Origin of the sequence: Siphonobacter sp. BAB-5385 (genome assembly GCF_002261125.1) — a bacterium.
Taxonomy (GTDB): Bacteria; Bacteroidota; Bacteroidia; order Cytophagales; family Spirosomataceae; genus Siphonobacter.
On the sequence record NZ_NMPS01000090.1, the window covers coordinates 1 to 17225 of the forward strand.

Here is a 17225-nt window from a genome sequence, read left to right on the forward strand (position 1 = left end):
AAAAACCGCCTTTTTCATCCGCAACGCGGTGGCTTTGTGCAGGATGAAAAGAGCGGTGTTCGCGATACTGACTAAACAACCAGCCGCATTTACAGGACGAAATAACCATCCTATGATACTAGTTGATTGAATAACGATGGAAGACCAGCCCGGCATGACTAAAAACAGCCCTATTATGATCGGACCTCTTACTGTATAAATTAAACCCTTCTATAACCTCAACACAAAACCCATGCTCCTCACCTATATTCCTCAATCCTTTCGCATTGAAATGCTGAAAACCCGCAATACCGCCGCTTTCTGGCTGACGGTAGCGGGTGCGGCCTTCGCTCCGGTACTCCTGTGCATTGGCTACCTGGCCAAACCCCAAAACTTTTTCATGCCAGCGAAGGCGGCCATCAGTGCCTGGGATTTGTTTGCGGGTCGCTGCTGGCAAATCAACATTGCTCTATTCCTGCCTTTTTTCATTGTACTCATCAACAGTATGGTGGTGAATATTGAACACCGTTCCAATACCTGGAAGTACGTTTTTACGCAGCCCTTCCCCAAAGCTTCCGTCTGGTTAGGAAAGCTGCTGCTCATTCAGGCGTTGATACTGTTGAATTTCATTTTGTTCAATTCTCTCATTATAGTAGCCGGGTTCACTCTTTCGTTCATCAACGAAAACTATGGTTTCGGCAATCAGGGGCCTGATCTGACGATGTGGCTGAAAGCGACGACAAAAGCTTATCTGGCAACGCTGGCGATATCGGGCATTCACTACTGGCTCGCCACCCGGATCAAGAACCTCATCGTACCTATTGGTATGGCGTTGATGGGATTAGTGCTGGCAACCATTCTATTACAACAGAAATGGGAATACATTGACTGGTTTCCGTATGCGTATACGATTCTGTCTGCTCGGTTACAGCCGGAGGGGCTATTACAGAAGCACGAATGGATTAGTATCGGGTATTTTATTGTTTTGAACGTAATCGGGTATTTGGACATTTCTCGCCGTAATATGGGATAAATACCAAATAAAATAGAAGATTAAACAGAAATTAAAAGAGTTTAGGGCGTTGGATGTTTTGCAGGACTGCCGTATTTTGGCCGGATTTTTAACGTACCCCATTGCAATTCATGTCAACTTCAGTATCCCTGTCTACGTCTTCAACGCGTTCGGCCTATACGCTCATTCTGGTAGCAGCACTGGGCTATTTTGTGGATGTCTACGACCTGATTTTATTCGGCGTCATTCGTAATCCGAGCCTGCGGGAACTCGGCGTTCCTGAAGATCAGTTACTGGCTCAGGGCACTACGCTTTTTAACTGGCAAATGGCCGGGATGCTGCTCGGGGGTATTTTCTGGGGCGTTATCGGTGATAAGAAAGGCCGCAAATCCGTACTGTTTGGTTCGATCGTGATGTATTCGCTGGCCAATGCTATCAACGGTCTCATTAACGATTTAACCGTCTACGCCGTCCTGCGTTTCATCGCGGGTGTGGGGCTGGCCGGTGAACTGGGAGCCGGGATTACCCTCGTCAATGAAACCATGCCCAAGGAAAAACGCGGGTACGGGACATTGATCGTAGCGGGTTTTGGAGCTTCGGGAGCCGTATTTGCGGCATTACTCCCCGAATGGATTCCGAACTGGCGAGTGCTGTACTTTATCGGTGGCGGTTTGGGACTGGCTTTGTTGACGTTGCGAATCGGTACCTATGAATCGGATCTATTTGAGAAAACCGAACAGTCCAATGTGACGAAAGGCGATTTCCTGAGTCTGTTTACAAACGGTGCCCGGTTCAGGAAATACCTGGCCTGTATCTTCATTGGCATTCCCATCTGGTACGTGATTTCGGTACTGGTTCTTTCCGCACCGGAGTTGGTGAAAGCCCTGGGGGTAAGTGGTATCCGGCCCAACCTCACCATCGCTTACCTGTACGCCGGACTTTCACTGGGTGATATAGGCGTTGGTTTGCTGAGTCAGCAGATTCGTAGCCGGAAAAAAGCCATTTATTTTTATCTGATTATTCTATCTTCACTAGTTATTTTTTACCTGAATTCCAGCGGATTATCCCCGCAGGGTTTTTACTGGCTGTGTTTTGCCCTCGGATTTTTTGCGGGTTACTGGGCCATGTTTGTCACGATGTCTTCCGAGCAATTTGGTACCAATCTACGGGCTACGGTTACCACGACCATTCCTAATTTCGTTCGTGGGGCCGTGATTCCCATCAGTATTCTGTTTAAAGCCTTTATTCCGTCGCTGGGCCTGATTGGTTCAGCGTTGACGGTTGGAATGGTCTGTCTGATCCTGGCCTTTATTTCCAACTGGAGCGTGGAAGAAACCTTTGCCAAAGAACTGGATTACGTGGAATAATAGCCGCAGAGTCAGGTGCCAGTTATACGCTTCCGGAAGTTTCAATTTTCGGAAGCGTATAACCAGGCGTGTGCAGTACGAACCTCCTGTACGATGAAACCAAGCTTCGGCGTGCTAAAGCTTTGGTTCCTGTTGCACAAAATTCACAATACGGCGGTCCACCCAGTACAGTCCATCTTTCGAGGCCTCATAAAAGCCGCAATGGCCGCCCAAACGGGGCGTTTCCAGCCACAGGTAATCCGATTGCCGGGCCAGCGTTTCGGGAGAACAGCTGGGCGAAAGAATGGGGTCATTTTGAGCGTTGAGCAGCAGACTCCGTACCCGAATGTTAGAAAGATAGGGTAAAGCCGAGGTCGCTTCTGCGTAGTCCTTCCAGCCAAAAAAGGGTGAAATATATTCGTTGGAAAAGTCGTCGAGGGTACGGTAGCGATCAAACTGAGCGTATAGCTGTTGATCGATCAGATGCTTTCGTGTCGACAGAAACTTGCGTAATTTTCGCAGAAAGTACCATTCATAAAAGGTGCCCCGGCAGGCGGCCATACTCCCCGGCATATCCGTAGGGGTAGAGACAGCCACTACCGACTGGATAGCGTCGGAAAGTTGCGAACCCTGCTCGCCGGCGTACTTCAAGGCTAAATTTCCGCCCTTGCTGAAACCAACGAGCGAAATCGAGGTATAACCTTTGCCCAGTGCATATTGAATTACTTCAGCCAAATCGTCAGTGCTGCCGTGGGTCGTCATTTTTTCGAGCCGATTGGCCTCGCCACTCAAACCCCGGTGATTCCAGGCTAAAGCGTCGAAGCCCGCTTCATTGAAGGCCCGCACGGCTCCAAGCATGTATTGACGGGTCGAATTTCCCAGGTAACCGTGCGTAAGCAAAGCCAGCGAAGGCTTGCAGGGATGGGGCTGCTGGGACCAACTCCAGTCTAAATCCAGAAAGTCACCATCCACCAATTCCAGACGTTCTCTGGTATACGTCACTCCGGCCACGCGTCGCAGCGTACTCGGATAAATCGTGGAGAAATGAGCATTCTGCATCCAGAACGGAGCAGTATAGGTAGAATGAGTAAGGATCGGCATATCAGGTCGCTGCTACAGGAAAGCAAGGGGGCGGATGAAAAAGTTTTGTAAAAAATGGTATATTATTTTTTGATATTAACGAAGAACTATACGTTTAAGTAGGAGTTAGGGCGAAACCACTGCGTAATTTATTCCTGGCACAGTCCTTTCGCCTTATACCTACCGCGAACTTTTTCGTAGTTTCGTTTTTCGATCGATTGTTTTTCCTGCCAACATGACAGGTACTTGCTATATGAATAATAAAAAGACGGATTCCCTTGCTAACCTGCGTCTGGTCGAAATGTCTGATTTTGACAGTATGGAAATGATTCCGCTGTCTGCCGGAGATTTTGATGATAATGATGACCCCGCTACCTATGCCGAACAATTGCCCATCTTACCCATCCGGAACATTGTGTTGTTTCCGGGAATGGTTATTCCGGTAACTGTAGGTCGTCAGAAATCCATTCGTCTGGTTAAAAAGCAGTACAAGTCCAAGAATAAAGTAGTAGGAGTAGTAGCCATGGCGAATCCCCAGAAGGAGGAGCCTACTGCGGATGATCTCTACCGGGTTGGTACGCTGGCTAATATTTTGAAAATGATTGTTTTACCCGATGGTAATGTCACCATTATCGTACAGGGGAAAAAGCGTTTTCAGATTGAAGAGTTTCTGAAAGAAGAGCCGCACTTTCTGGCCAAGGTTTCGTACGTGGATGACAATTTCCCGGCTAAACCCAACCGCGAAGCCAAAGCTCTGATTCAGTCCCTGCGGGATGCTGCTCATAAAAGTCTGAATCTGAATCCGGAAATTCCCCGCGAAGCTCAGATTGCCCTAGATAACATTGAATCCAATAACTTCCTGATTCATTTCCTGTCGGCGAATACCAACGCTGATCAGCCTGAGAAGCAGGCCCTGCTGGAAACGTTCGATTCACTACAACAGGCAACCAAGTTGCTGGAGGTGATGCTGAAGGACATTCAGTTGCTGGAAATGAAACGGGAAATCCAGTCGAAAGCCAGCAGTGAAATTGATCAGCAACAGCGGGATTACTACATCCGGCAGCAGATCAAAGTGCTTCAGGAAGAGCTGGGTATTGATTCCCCCGAACAGGAAATTGATGCCTTACAGGCTAAAGCCGCTCAGAAGAAATGGAGCAAGGAGGTCAGTGAGCAGTTTCAGAAAGAAATCAGCAAACTACGTCGGACCAACCCGATGTCGCCGGAGTATCCCATTGGGATGAACTACCTGGAGCTGATGGTTGACCTGCCCTGGAACGAGCATACCAAAGATTTCTTCGACCTTAAAAAAGCTCAGAAGATTCTGGATCAGGATCACTTCGGACTGGAGAAAGTCAAAGAACGCATCATCGAATACTTGGCCGTACTGAAAATGAAGGGCAACATGAAAGCCCCCATTTTGTGTCTGTATGGCCCTCCGGGCGTCGGTAAAACTTCGCTGGGTAAATCCGTAGCCAAAGCCCTCGGACGTAAGTACGTACGGATGGCTCTGGGTGGTGTACACGATGAGTCCGAAATCCGGGGCCACCGGAAAACGTACATCGGTGCCATGCCGGGTAAGATCATCCAGAACATTCGGAAGGCGAAATCTTCCAACCCAGTCTTTATTCTGGATGAGATTGATAAAGTGTCCAGTGACTTTCGGGGCGATCCATCCTCGGCCTTACTGGAAGTATTGGATCCCGAACAGAACAGCAGTTTCCAGGATAATTATCTGGAAGTAGAATACGACCTGTCGAAAGTACTATTCATTGCAACAGCCAACTCGCTTGAACCCATTCAGCCCGCTCTTCGCGACCGGATGGAAATCATTGACTTGACGGGTTATACGATGGAAGAAAAGGTACAGATTGGTAAAAAGTACCTGATTCCCAAGCAAAAACACGAACACGGCCTGGACGGTAAAATGCTGAATTTTACTGACGCAGCCGTTCAGAAAATCATTGAAGGCTATACCCGTGAATCGGGGGTACGAGCCCTGGAGCAGAAAATTGGTTCGCTGGTTCGGAAAATCACCAAGGCCATCGCTCTGGAGGAAGAGTATCCCAAAACCGTTCGGCCCGAAGATGTAATCAAACTGCTGGGGCCCGAAACGTTTGACAAGGACGAGTACGACAATAACGATACCGCTGGTGTCGTGACGGGTCTGGCCTGGACTAGCGTGGGGGGTGAAATTCTGTTCGTTGAATCAAGCCTGAATCGGGGACGTGGTACGCTTACCTTGTCGGGTCAGTTGGGCGATGTCATGAAAGAATCAGCCATTACGGCCCTGAGTTACCTGAAAGCTCACGCGGAGGAACTCAACATCGACGAGCGACTTTTCGAGTACTATAACCTGCACGTTCACGTACCGGCGGGGGCAGTACCGAAAGACGGACCGTCGGCGGGGGTTACGATGATTACCTCGATGGCATCGGCCTTTACGCAGCGGAAAGTGAAGTCGAATCTGGCCATGACGGGTGAGATTACCCTGCGTGGAAAAGTACTTCCCGTGGGTGGCATCAAGGAGAAAATTCTTGCTGCGAAACGAGCCGGTATCAAAGAGGTGATCCTGTGTACGAAGAACCGCAAGGACATTGAAGAAATCAATAAATCGTACATCCAGGATCTGACGTTCCACTATGCCGACCGGGTGGAAGACGTGTTGAAAGTGGCTCTGCTGGAAGAAAAAGTGGAACGCCCGATCAACTTCGTATTCCCCGAGGATAAAGGGAAACCAGTAGATACCACCACCACTGAAGTGGTCGTATTGAATTAATACTGAATTACTACAAACGAGAAAGGCTGCCCGGTAAGGCAGCCTTTCTGGCTTAAAAAGCATTAGATTAAAACCGATTTTTAAAAAAGGACTGAATACGCTGATCTTTGCTTCGAATCAGTAGTTTCCCAAACAGCGTTTTTTGAGTGAGCGAAGAAGCCACGGCATGGATACCTGCTGCCTGCCGACCGGAAGTACTGCTTCCGTACAAAGCTGTTTGCAGTAAGGCCTCCTGCGTACTGCCCAGCGGATACAGGTTAAAAGGTTCCGACAATACGATAGCGGGCGTAAATCCTGCCGTGTAATCCGATTGCCCCAGGCTATTGTAGACTTTAACAATGATGGGTTGCAGAGCGTATTTGATCTTACCCGAATCGTCGGTCAGGGTGGTCGAACCTACGTTTTTTCCATACGTGGTTTCGCCAATCAGCTGCACGTTCATGTACGGCTTTAATCCATTGATCACCAGCTCACTTGCGGAGGCCGTCCATTCCGACGTCAGGATGGTAACCTTGCTGATCTGATTCCCCACATTATTAACTTCATTGGTAAAATAGGCGTTGAACGAATCGCTACCGTACTGTTGCTGCAGATACTTATTCAGCTCAGTGTTGTATTCTTCGCGGTAGAAAACCTGATCGGCACCGCTGTATTTAACAATCATACTGGCCAGATTGATAGCCGTAGCACCCGATCCACCGGGATTGTAGCGTAAATCCAGAACCAACTCCTGAATGCCCGCCGCTTTAAAGTGGGCGAAAATCTGCCGCAGGTGATTGTCGTACGCATTGCTGGACGAGCCATTCGGACTCGATACAAACTGGTTATACAAGAGATAACCTACGCTCTTTCCGTTGACGGTGTACACGGAATCCAGGTAAACCGGATCTTCCTGAAAAGTCGTTGCCGTTACGGATCGGGTGGTACTCGTATCATCCAGGGTGCCCGTGGTGGTATTGACTGTACCGAGGGTAAATGCGGACGTCGTTCCCGACCCATACAGTAATTCACTGTAGTTGTTAACGGTCAATGTCGTACCGTTCACTTTCGTAAAGACATCCCCCCGTTTGAAACCGGCCAGATCAGCGGGTGAATTTTTCAGTACGTACAGTACCTGCCCCACCACATTTACATTCGCATTATCCCGGTAAAAGAGCCGGAATTGCATACCCGTGGTCAGGCTTTCCCCGTTAAGGGCCGCTTCCAGCGATTCGGCATCCGAAGAAAGGTAAGAAAAACGGTCGCCCTGCGGATTCGTCGTTGCGTTATAGGTGTAGAGCAGGGAATTAAAATAATCCTCCGGAGCGAGGGTCTGATCGGTCGTATTTTCCACCGGTAGCTGATCCGTCCAGAGATAATAGGCCTGCATTTGTTCGTAAATCCATTGGTTAATCGGCGTATTTTCTTCCGAGTGGGTAGCGGGCGTAGTCGCATCCGTATCTTTTTTGCAGCCCGTCAGTAAGGCAAGGGCCAGTAGGGAATAAGTGATTGCGTATTTCACGGTGCTGGTTGCGATTGTTTACTGACCTATACGCAGGCTTGAAAACGGACGTTAGTCAACGGAAAACACTAGCCGATACTCGCCGCATTTTTAGCGACGGGGCGTGCCGAAAAGGCTACGTTCGCAGGGATTGGTATACTTCTTTCGCCCCAGGCTGTCCGTACTGTCATACTCCTTTAACGCGTCCTTCTTTCATGAAACCGGAACGTTTGCATTTCAAAGACGATGGTGTAATACCTAACAACGCCTTACCCTTATTGATCTATTCCGCGGTTTTTAAAGCGGGAGAAAAGGACCTGGCCCGGCGATTCGAGACGCTCTTTTCCGAACATCGCTGGCGTAATTCCTGGCGAAATGGAGTGTATCCCTATCACCACTACCATAGTATTTCGCACGAAGTACTGGGCGTCTACAGCGGACAAGCCACTTTACAAATGGGTGGCGAAAAAGGACAGTCGATCCACGTACAGGCGGGCGATGTGCTGGTGATTCCAGCGGGCGTTGGTCACAAGAAGCTCGAAGCCAGTAGTGATTTTGGCGTGGTAGGAGAGTATCCCGAAGGCAAAGACTGGGATTTACTGAAGGGTGAAAAGGGCGACCGTCCCCAAGCGGATCGAAACATTGCTGCCGTACCCATGCCATCGCAGGATCCGGTGACGGGTGCGAAAGAAATGCCGGAATGGCATACGTAGGAATTGAGTTTACGTCGTAGACGCCCGACTAGCATTCACCCGGCTCGCTCCGATTTATAACCCTTATGGAATGATCGGGCGAGCCGGGGAACAGACCTGAAACTGTAACCCCGGAGGGGTTTAATTTCAATAGCCCCGTATGCAATGCGGGGGATAGGATGTTAAGAATTCGCGTCGGAGACGCTCGACCAGTGCCGCCCCGATTCATGCCATGAGGATTATAAATCGGGGCGATCTAGTGATCTTTATCCTACCTGAATGGAAACCCTTGAATCAGGCTATTTACTACCGCCCAGCGAAGCCCCCGCACTCTTGTTTACCGCTTGTACTAAGCTAGCCAGCTTACCGCTCAGGGACTGAATCGCCGTTTTGTACCGATTCTCCAGGTCCGGCAGATTCGCGGTCGATTTTAAGGAAGCCTCGTACAACAAACCGGGTAACATCCAGGACGCATAGCCACTGTACGGATCCGAGGATGCGTACAGGGAACGGTACCAGGAGCCAAAGGCCATGCCTTTCTTATCAATAAACGACTGTTCGAGCTGAAGCATAATCTTGTTGAGTTCCTGAGCTTTATCCGTACGACCCGCCGCCAGATAGCTTTGGCGGGCTGCTTCCGCTGCTTCCGCATTCTTTTTCAGATCCGCTACTGTGGCTAGTAAGGGTTCGATGGAGTACGTAGGAGCGTAGGCCTTGATCGCTTTCTCGGCGGCTTTCAAGTGCGTGGTCAGGTCACTGGCGTAGCGAACCAGATCATAGGGCAGGATGTCCGCATTGGCGAGTCGCAGGGCCATCGTTCCGACCACCTGTTCCACCATTGGACCCATCTTATAGGTAGAATCGACGAATTTATGGTAGAAGAACAGATCGTCGTAGGAAGAGTGATATAACGTAGGACCGCCCACGCCTGCACTGAGGGAAGGTACGCCCACGTGCATGTATGGACCGATGTGATCGGAGCCACCACCGAGGTTACCGATGGTCGGCTCATTGGCCGCCAGTGCCGGAGCCGAGGACGCAATTCCAACCGTACTGCCACTGCGGGGCGAAGTCTGAGCCAGCCAATGCTGATAGACCGTTTTGTTGGAATCCGGATACGCTACGGCTTGGGTGGCTTCAATAAGTAGCTTTTTCAGTGAAGGCGAAGCACTGGCCCCGAATACCCGACCCGAAACGGCAGCATCGAAGTTCATGTACGCCACGGCGTTTTTGGTCAGTTCATCCCGAAATTGTTCGGCCCATTCGGCCGAGCCGATTACGCCGAATTCTTCCGCATCCCAATGGGCTACTTTAATAGTACGGCGGGGTTTCTGCCCGGCTTTCGCCAGCTTACCCAATGATTCCGTGAGGCCCAGTAGCATAGCCGTACCGCTATTAGGGTCCGTTGAACCGTAAGCCCAGGCGTCGTAATGGCATCCGGCGATGATCCATTCGTTTGGAAATTCAGTACCCGTCAGCGTACCTACGACTTCGTACACGCGGGTAATGGCAATCTCTTGTTTCACTTTCAGGCGTACGGTCAGGCCTGGTCCGCCTTCGAGTCGGTAGGTGAAGGGCAAGCCGCCCTGCCAGCCCGTGGGTACCGCCTTCGCTCCCTTCATTTGCTTCATGATTTCCAGAGCGGAGGCGTACGGAATGGGAGTTACTGGAATTTTATGCAAATCCACGTCTTTCGGATCGAGGCGTTTTACCTTCACTTTGCCATCGATGGGAAGTGCTGGCTCAAAAGGGGTCAACGGATCACCCGTATAATTTACGGTCAACAAAGAACCGCGTTGAATAACGCTTTCACTGGGCTGAGGACCTTCCGGAAACGTCAGACCTTTGGCGTAGCCATTGTCCGCCGGATCGGTATAAATGATGAGGCCCGCCGCCCCCGCCGCCTGAGCAAACTGGGCCTTATAGCCCCGGAAATTACCGCCATACCGGGCCAGTACGACTTTGCCCTGTACCGAAATGCCCAGAGCTTTGAGCTTCTCGAAATCTTCTTTTCGACCGTAATTGGCGTACACCACTTCCGCCGTTACATCGCCCGACCCGGAGTAGGCGTTCCAGCCGGGCATCAGCCGGGGGTCGCTGGCGTATTTGTCTTCCGGAAAAAGATATTCGCGGATGTTGAGAGGCTGCCGAATGGGCTGTACGACTTCCACGGCCACTTCGCCCGGACCTTTGGGTAAGTAAATGTCATGCGGATAAATGTCCACCTGCCAGCCTGCTTTTCGCATGGTTTCAGCGATGTAATCGCGGACTTTCTCGTTTTCGGGAGTACCGGCTACGTGTGGTACGCTCGTCAGACGGGTTAAATGCTCTTTATAAGTCGCCGCCGACTGGTGTTTCTTGAATTCAGCTTCCAGGTTTAGCTCAGAAGTCTGACGGTTCGGTGTAAATCCGGTAAGCTGCTGGGCTTGTACCAGACTCGTCAGTCCAAAGGCGAATAGGGGTAGAAGTACGGTTTTCATCGGAAAGAACGTGTTGAAACGGGTGAAAGACGGGGTTCGAAAGACAAACAAAAGCGAGTCCTCGAAAACTGATTGAAAAATACAGGAAAGGCCACGGAAAATAAGGTCCAAGGAAGAAAATACCGTTGAAAATTACGCAAATCGTGGATTTGTTGAAATGAATTCCTGCCATCCCTAGCAGAATCCGTATGGCTTGCCCATTTTTGCGGGTTGTTGATTCCGTATCTTTCTTTCTATGAAAAACCGCTTACTTTCACTGGACGTGCTTCGGGGGCTTACCATTATGCTCATGACGGTCGTCAACAATCCCGGCGACTGGGGTCACGTCTACCCTCCATTGCTTCACGCCGAATGGCACGGGTATCACCCCACAGACCTGGTTTTTCCCACCTTTCTGCTCATCGTAGGGGTGTCGGTCGTGCTGGCTATGCCGCATAAACGCTGGGATTCGGATACACTGCTAAAAATTGCGATTCGAACCCTACGCATTTTTTGTCTGGGCTGGTTTCTATTCTTTTTCTCGAAAATTCAATTGCCGGGTCTGGAAGGGCCAACTTTGCTGCTGGGACGACTGGCGATCATGGCGATACTTGCCTGGGCTTTATTCAGCGAATACGAAAAGAAGTATCAATTCTATGTCGCCCTTAGCACCTTCCTGCTCATGATCCTTCTGGCCTTTGGCGGTTTTGATGCGTATGAGACAGTCCGCATTCCCGGTGTTTTGCAACGCATTGCGATGGTGTACGGACTAATTGCGGTGCTGTACTTGCGAACTTCCTGGCAGGTACAGGCCGTTGTAGGGGTGACCGTACTGCTGTTGTATTGGGGACTAATGACGCTGATTCCCGTACCCGGTGTGGGTGAAGCCAATCAGGACAAAGGAACCAATCTGGCCGCCTGGTTGGATTATACGTTGTTGCCGGGCCATTTATGGGCGAGTGCCAAAACCTGGGACCCGGAAGGAATTTTAAGTACCTTACCCGCTCTCGGTACGGGCATTGCGGGGCTTTTGACTGGTACCTTACTGCGTACACCAAGCCTGACGGGTCCGCAGAAAGCCCGGTATTTGTTGCTGGCAGGTCTGGGTGGTATTGTACTTGGAAGTGTATGGCATATTGTATTTCCTATCAATAAAGCCCTGTGGACGAGTTCGTACGTAGTAGTAGCCGCGGGTTGGGCTTTGGTGGTATTGAGTGGACTGTACTATTGGATTGATGTCAAAGGTAGTAAAGGGTGGACGCTGCCGTTTGTCGTGTTCGGGGTCAATCCCATGCTTGTTTTCTTTTTCTCAGGAATCATTCCCCGTATTCTTTCCGCGATTCCGGTTCACACGAACGGAAAGTCCGTAAGTCTGCAACACTATTTGTATAGCGATCTACTGGTTCCGCAATTTTCCAATCCAATGAATGCTTCTTTGGCCTGGGCTTTACTGTACCTGGCTTTCTGGGGACTGATTGTCTGGGTTTTATACCGAAAAGGAGTCGTAGTAAAAGTTTAAGAAAATAACAATAGCATTACTGACGTACAAAAAGAGAGGCGTTCCGAACTTCGGAACGCCTCTCTTTTAGAAATAGAATAGCAACAGCTTTATGGAATAGCCACTTTCACTGTTGAATTTTGAGAAGCATTTTCCAGACGAATCAGGTACAGACCTGCCCCGAGGGAAGCCGCGGAAAACTCAACCGGGTTCGTACCTTTCTGTAGCGATACCGCTTTTGAACTAAGCTTACGGCCGGACAGATCGACGAGTGATACAGTAGCCTGGTCGGAGAGTTGATCATCACCGTATTTGACAAAAGCTTTTACCGTACGGCCAGGTTCTACCGTTGCGTACAGTTCAATACCCAGGTAGCCTTCCAGTTTCACCGAACGAACGGGACTATAAGTAAAGCTTCCGTCCAGATCGACCTGCTTGAGGCGGTAGTAATGAATGCTGGCCGGACTCAGTCCGTCGTGCGTAAATGTATAACTCGTGCGGGCGTAAGTCGTTCCCTGCCCCTTCAGCTGCCCAACTGTTTCGTACTGCTGAGCGTTGATGGAGTGTTGTACTTCGAAAAAGGCGTTATTCTTTTCCCCCGCAGTAACCCAATCCAGAGCCGCTTTCTGATTATCTACGGCTTTTGCGGTAAACGCTGCCAGTGATACCGGCAGTGCTCCGGAGCTACTACCAATGGCCAGAGCGGTAATGGTGGAGCTATTAGCCGGAATGATGCCTTGCAGCGTGCTGTTTTCCGTATTGCCCGTTGCCGAAGGACCACTGCTTAGCGATACCCACTGCGAACCGTTCCAACCCACCAGTCGCAGGCTTTCAGTACCTGCAAACGCACTCAGATCCGGAATGGAAACTGTAATGGTCAGAGGAGATGAGCTGGGAGTAACGGTAATCCAGTCCCAGAAACCAGCTGCCGCAATGGCCTGAATGGCGTTTTCTTTAGCCGAAGTATTCGCAGGCTGACTGGTATTCCAGGCCGTACTGAAATGGGAGTTGGCACTCGGAGCTGACATTTTCAGGGTGCGAAGGTCGCTACCCGAACCGACTGGAAACGTAAATTCATTGTTACCAACCTTACTGACATAGCCGTTTACGTGCCGGGCGTCTGTATTGCCGTTTTGGTACGTAGCTCCGTTCTGAAAGCGGAGGGCACCCTCTTGCCGCAGGGATCGGTTGGTTGTGGTGATGCCGTTGTTAAGCTGGGCCGAGCCATACACATTGGCCCCCTTCGTGTTCGTGATTGCGAACGTTGCTCCGTTGTTCAGAATCAGCGTATGAAAATTGGGGGCTACGGAACCACTTACGCCCTGAACGCCGGGGGAGCCATTAGGTCCTTTAAACTCATCAGTACTACCATCGGCTAAATTAGCCTCGTAAGCATTGTCTACCCGGAGAGCCTGTGGTGACGTCTCAAAGTGTTCAAACACAGAACGGTTGCTGGCTGCGTAATTTGAGTTGGATGCGGACTTAACTTCGGTATAGGAGGAGTAATTACTTACGTATCCCGAATTAGAGAATTTAGTACCATTGATTACTAGCTGGGCTTTGGCGGTGCCTGCTGCTAATAAACTCCCCAGAAGGAAAGCAGATAGGTAATTTTTTTTCATAGAAGACGAATTGATTGTTCGAATAGCCGGTCTTAATCGTCATTAATGAGTGGCTAAGCAAAAATTGAAGGCAATATACGGAGCAATGGCTGGCTAGCAAGCATTAGCGTATATAAAAATTTGTGTATACGTTTTAAGTGATAATTCGCGGTTCCTGGTTAATTATCAGAACCTTACTGTCAGTTTTTTGAGTTATTTTATATATACGTTCTCATTAGATCAGAAACATTTGAACTGCTAGTTAGGCAATAAACGGAACACTATTGACATTGGAATGATTTTAAGTTTATATACTTAATCATGCGGAGCAAGCCACGAAAAGGGTTCTGCCGGAATGTTTCGAAAAATCCAGAATAAACAAATGACGATCAGGATCCCAATAATGATTCGGGGATTACGATAAGCCTGCGGCATCGTCTCGTAACCCGTTCCGTGAAAATGCGTGCGAACGCTGAGCACAAAGCCCAGACTCACGTACGGAATCATCAACAATAACAAGGCATTGTAGCGGAAAGCTTCCCGAATGTTGCCGTGCAGAAGTTGGTGTAACGCCCGCTGAGCCCCACAGCCCGGGCAGTGTAATCCCGTATACTGCCGGAATAAACAGGGTGGGAAAAAAGCGTGTTCAACGGGGTTGAATTCATAATACAGAAAGGCGACGGCTATGGTCATAGCCGCCACCATCCAGTATAAAAAAAGTCGTAAGGCAGGAGCCATTCGTTAATAGGTATTGGGTACGCCTCCGGTTCGCATCGTACTGGTGATCAGGGCTCCGTAGAATACCATAAGGATAATCCAGGCGATAACCCCCACGGCCAGCGGAACCAGCGTCCAGAGTTTGGCCTGACGGGCGTCATTATCGGCACCCGCGTAATCACCTAAATTATACTTGGTTTCCACCCGGGCGGCGTAAACAACTCCCACAACACCCAGATAGTTACAGCAGAAAAGCGTGACCAGGATAGCGGGTACCAGCCAGTTGTACGGTTTGGGAGGAGCCATGTAGGAGGGGGTATTTTCCATAAAAATACAGAGGAAAGAAGAAGCGTTAGCGGAGATTAAAAGTGAGGCAGCGAGCGTTCGAAAAGTAGGCAGGTACCCCTTGACAGTTGGCTCGTTTTGGGTTACATGCTGTAATTATAATTATCCTGCATTTGTTTGAACATCAGCCCCCCGTACAAGAAGAAAGAGATAATATTCAAAATAACACCCAGAGCTACCAGACCGGCCGTTACGTAAAACATAATTTTGGCCGTATTGGCAGAACTTTCCGCTCCGGCGTAGTCGCCCGCGTTGTATTTCGTGTCGACTTGCGTCGAGAATACGATGCCAATGACGCCGGTAATCGCATTAACCCCGCAGCAGCAAAAGAGGCCCACAACCGTCGCAACGATATTTTCAGTAAGCCAGTTTTTGGGTTTTAGAGGCGTAGCTGGGTTGAGCCCTGGGTTGGGCGGAAAAGGAGGGGTAATACTCATGCATAGATAGGTTTAGTGGTGAACATCAATCAATAAGCAATAATAAGGAAATTCTGAAACAAACAGCGGTACCTAAAACAAAGAAACCGCTCCGGTAAACCAGAGCGGTAACAGATAGAAGAAGAGGTTGATCAGGCTAATGTACCGAAGGCTTCGCCAAAGGTTTTCATTTCATCCAGGGTACCCATCGAAACGCGGCACCAGTGTTGTCCGGCGAACTCCCAGCTTTTGATAGCTACGCCTTTCTGGGCCATTTTCTCCACGAAGCCTTTACCCTCCGTTTTGATGGGAAAGAGTACGAAGTTCGCCGACGAAGGCAGGTAGTCGTATCCTTTGTCCTTGAGTGTTTTGTACAGGTATTCTTTCGACTCCAGGCATTTGGCCTTCGAGTAGGTCAGAAAATCCGTATCCATGTAACTGGCAATGGCTCCCTTCACGGAGGTGGCTGACATACTGCCGCCGCCGGTACAGAATTTGTTGATTTCCCGGAGCGTATCGGGTTGACCAATCAGATAGCCAATGCGTAAACCGGCAAAACCGTGAATTTTGGAAAAGGTGCGGGCAATGAGTACGTTATGTCCTTTCTTGACCAGTTCGGTCATGCTGCTGGCTTTAGGGTCAGCCGCGTAATCCATGTACGCTTCGTCAATGAACAGCGGTTTCTTCTTGGAGAGGTCTTCGCAAAAAGCCGTCATTTTTGAAGCATCTTCCAGAATACCCGTTGGATTATTCGGATTGCAGAGGTAAACGAGCGACGTTTTATCGTTGACTGCCGCCGCCATGCCGTTGAAATCGTACGTGAAATCTTTCGTCAGGGGCGTTTTTTTGAATTCGGCTCCCAGGGCCAGGGCCGTCCGCAACAGCTGCATGTAAGTCGGGTCACCGCCTACGATATTGGTAGCGGCTCCGCCTTTTAGGGTGTAATGAATGCCGGAAGCCATCAGTAACTCGCCCGAACCGGCTCCGAGCAGGACGTGGGCTTCGCTGACGCCGTTTTCCCGGGCAATCATTTTTTTAAAGGTCATGATCGACTCACGAGGGTACATCCAGCCACTCGAAATCGCTTCGGCAATCGCTTTCTGAGCTTTGGCAGAGGGCCCGTACGGATTTTCATTCGACATCAAACGGGCTTTGATGGGTAGGCCCGCCAGCTTGGGCAGTCCGACGGCTGCGGCTTCGGCGGGTCGCCAGAAATCAGGTACGCTTGCTCCGGCGACGGCCAAGGCCCCGGATTTAAGCCAGTTACGACGGTTCATGGATGCTGCGTTTAGTGGTTATGAATCGATTCAAAAAGGCATTAACGAACAGATACAGAAGAAAATCGGGTAAAGGCCACGCCATCCACCGCACCCGTCCAGGACAACCGTACGATCTGTCCTTTATAGTACTTGAGGGGCGGGTTGGCGTAGTTCGGCACCAGACCCAGTTCAGCCCAGGTTTTAGTAAGCGTAAGCGTACCGGAAGCATCCGTAGTACCCTCACCCAGGGCGGTGCCGTCGCGTTTCAACAGCTTGACATTCAGATTCGGTACGGGAATGGAGTCAATGCCCTTGGTATGATCCAGAATATTGGTTTTATCGAGCTTCAATACCCGGATTTTCAGAGCCAGTGGAGCCGTACTGTCGGAAGGCACGTTCGGTTCCGTAGCAAAATCCGTTTGGTAGGTCGCATTCACGATTTGAACCAGAGCGGGGGCCACTTCCCGGGGGACAAAAGGATCTTCGGCCTTTTCGCAGGCGGTAATGAAACCTAAACAGGCAAGCAAGGCCAGGGGGGTCAGTATGTTCTTCATGGAATCCTTAA

Annotated in this window: 14 protein-coding genes; 5 read left to right on the forward strand and 9 right to left on the reverse strand. The window is 50.0% G+C overall.

The features are described 5' to 3' along the window. The first annotated feature begins 232 nt into the window (after positions 1 to 232). Together BWI93_RS09125 and BWI93_RS09130 are read left to right on the forward strand one after the other, a co-directional pair. Positions 233 to 1012: an ABC transporter permease gene (locus BWI93_RS09125; RefSeq protein ID WP_094810441.1), complete on the forward strand. Its 780-nt coding sequence runs from the start codon at positions 233 to 235 to the stop codon at positions 1010 to 1012. Between the two features lie 110 nt (positions 1013 to 1122). Then, positions 1123 to 2358 (forward strand): MFS transporter, encoded by a 1236-nt coding sequence (locus tag BWI93_RS09130; protein ID WP_094810443.1) that lies wholly within the window; start codon positions 1123 to 1125, stop codon positions 2356 to 2358. A 114-nt stretch (positions 2359 to 2472) separates the two neighbouring features. Here BWI93_RS09130 and BWI93_RS09135 read toward each other — a convergent pair whose 3' ends face one another. Continuing rightward, a complete protein-coding gene (locus tag BWI93_RS09135; RefSeq protein ID WP_094810445.1) occupies positions 2473 to 3438 on the reverse strand; it encodes a YheT family hydrolase in 966 nt (321 codons plus the stop codon). A gap of 232 nt (positions 3439 to 3670) precedes the next feature. Here BWI93_RS09135 and lon point away from each other — a divergent pair, with 232 nt between their 5' ends. After that, a complete protein-coding gene (gene lon, locus BWI93_RS09140) occupies positions 3671 to 6193 on the forward strand; it encodes an endopeptidase La (protein ID WP_094810446.1) in 2523 nt (840 codons plus the stop codon). Between the two features lie 67 nt (positions 6194 to 6260). On the opposite strand, the gene BWI93_RS09145 is transcribed toward lon, so the two are convergent. After that, on the reverse strand, positions 6261 to 7694 hold the full coding sequence (locus BWI93_RS09145) for a S41 family peptidase (protein WP_094810448.1): 1434 nt from the start codon (positions 7692 to 7694) through the stop codon (positions 6261 to 6263). 194 nt (positions 7695 to 7888) lie between these two features. Between BWI93_RS09145 and BWI93_RS09150 the strand changes: the two genes are divergently transcribed. Continuing rightward, positions 7889 to 8386 (forward strand): cupin domain-containing protein, encoded by a 498-nt coding sequence (locus BWI93_RS09150; RefSeq protein WP_094810450.1) that lies wholly within the window; start codon positions 7889 to 7891, stop codon positions 8384 to 8386. A 278-nt stretch (positions 8387 to 8664) separates the two neighbouring features. Here the strand turns inward: BWI93_RS09150 and BWI93_RS09155 are convergent, their stop codons facing one another. Continuing rightward, positions 8665 to 10845 (reverse strand): M28 family peptidase, encoded by a 2181-nt coding sequence (locus BWI93_RS09155; RefSeq protein ID WP_094810452.1) that lies wholly within the window; start codon positions 10843 to 10845, stop codon positions 8665 to 8667. Between the two features lie 235 nt (positions 10846 to 11080). On the opposite strand from BWI93_RS09155, the gene BWI93_RS09160 reads away from it, so the two are divergent. After that, on the forward strand, positions 11081 to 12343 hold the full coding sequence (locus BWI93_RS09160) for an acyltransferase family protein (protein ID WP_094810454.1): 1263 nt from the start codon (positions 11081 to 11083) through the stop codon (positions 12341 to 12343). An 89-nt stretch (positions 12344 to 12432) separates the two neighbouring features. Here the strand turns inward: BWI93_RS09160 and BWI93_RS09165 are convergent, their stop codons facing one another. The 6 genes from BWI93_RS09165 to BWI93_RS09190 form a co-directional block, all read right to left on the reverse strand. Beyond that, positions 12433 to 13944 carry a T9SS type A sorting domain-containing protein gene (locus BWI93_RS09165; protein ID WP_094810456.1) on the reverse strand — a complete coding sequence of 504 codons (1512 nt, stop codon included), beginning with the start codon at positions 13942 to 13944 and terminating at the stop codon, positions 12433 to 12435. Positions 13945 to 14238: 294 nt separating this feature from the next. After that, entirely contained in the window at positions 14239 to 14661 is a 423-nt protein-coding gene (locus BWI93_RS09170) for a DUF2752 domain-containing protein (protein WP_094810458.1), read from the reverse strand. A 3-nt stretch (positions 14662 to 14664) separates the two neighbouring features. After that, entirely contained in the window at positions 14665 to 14967 is a 303-nt protein-coding gene (locus tag BWI93_RS09175) for a CD225/dispanin family protein (RefSeq protein ID WP_094810461.1), read from the reverse strand. Between the two features lie 101 nt (positions 14968 to 15068). Next, positions 15069 to 15422 carry a CD225/dispanin family protein gene (locus BWI93_RS09180; RefSeq protein ID WP_094810463.1) on the reverse strand — a complete coding sequence of 118 codons (354 nt, stop codon included), beginning with the start codon at positions 15420 to 15422 and terminating at the stop codon, positions 15069 to 15071. A gap of 131 nt (positions 15423 to 15553) precedes the next feature. Then, entirely contained in the window at positions 15554 to 16678 is a 1125-nt protein-coding gene (locus BWI93_RS09185; RefSeq protein WP_094810465.1) for a histidinol-phosphate transaminase, read from the reverse strand. Positions 16679 to 16719: 41 nt separating this feature from the next. Continuing rightward, positions 16720 to 17214 (reverse strand): hypothetical protein, encoded by a 495-nt coding sequence (locus BWI93_RS09190; protein WP_094810467.1) that lies wholly within the window; start codon positions 17212 to 17214, stop codon positions 16720 to 16722. Between the last annotated feature and the right edge of the window lie 11 nt (positions 17215 to 17225).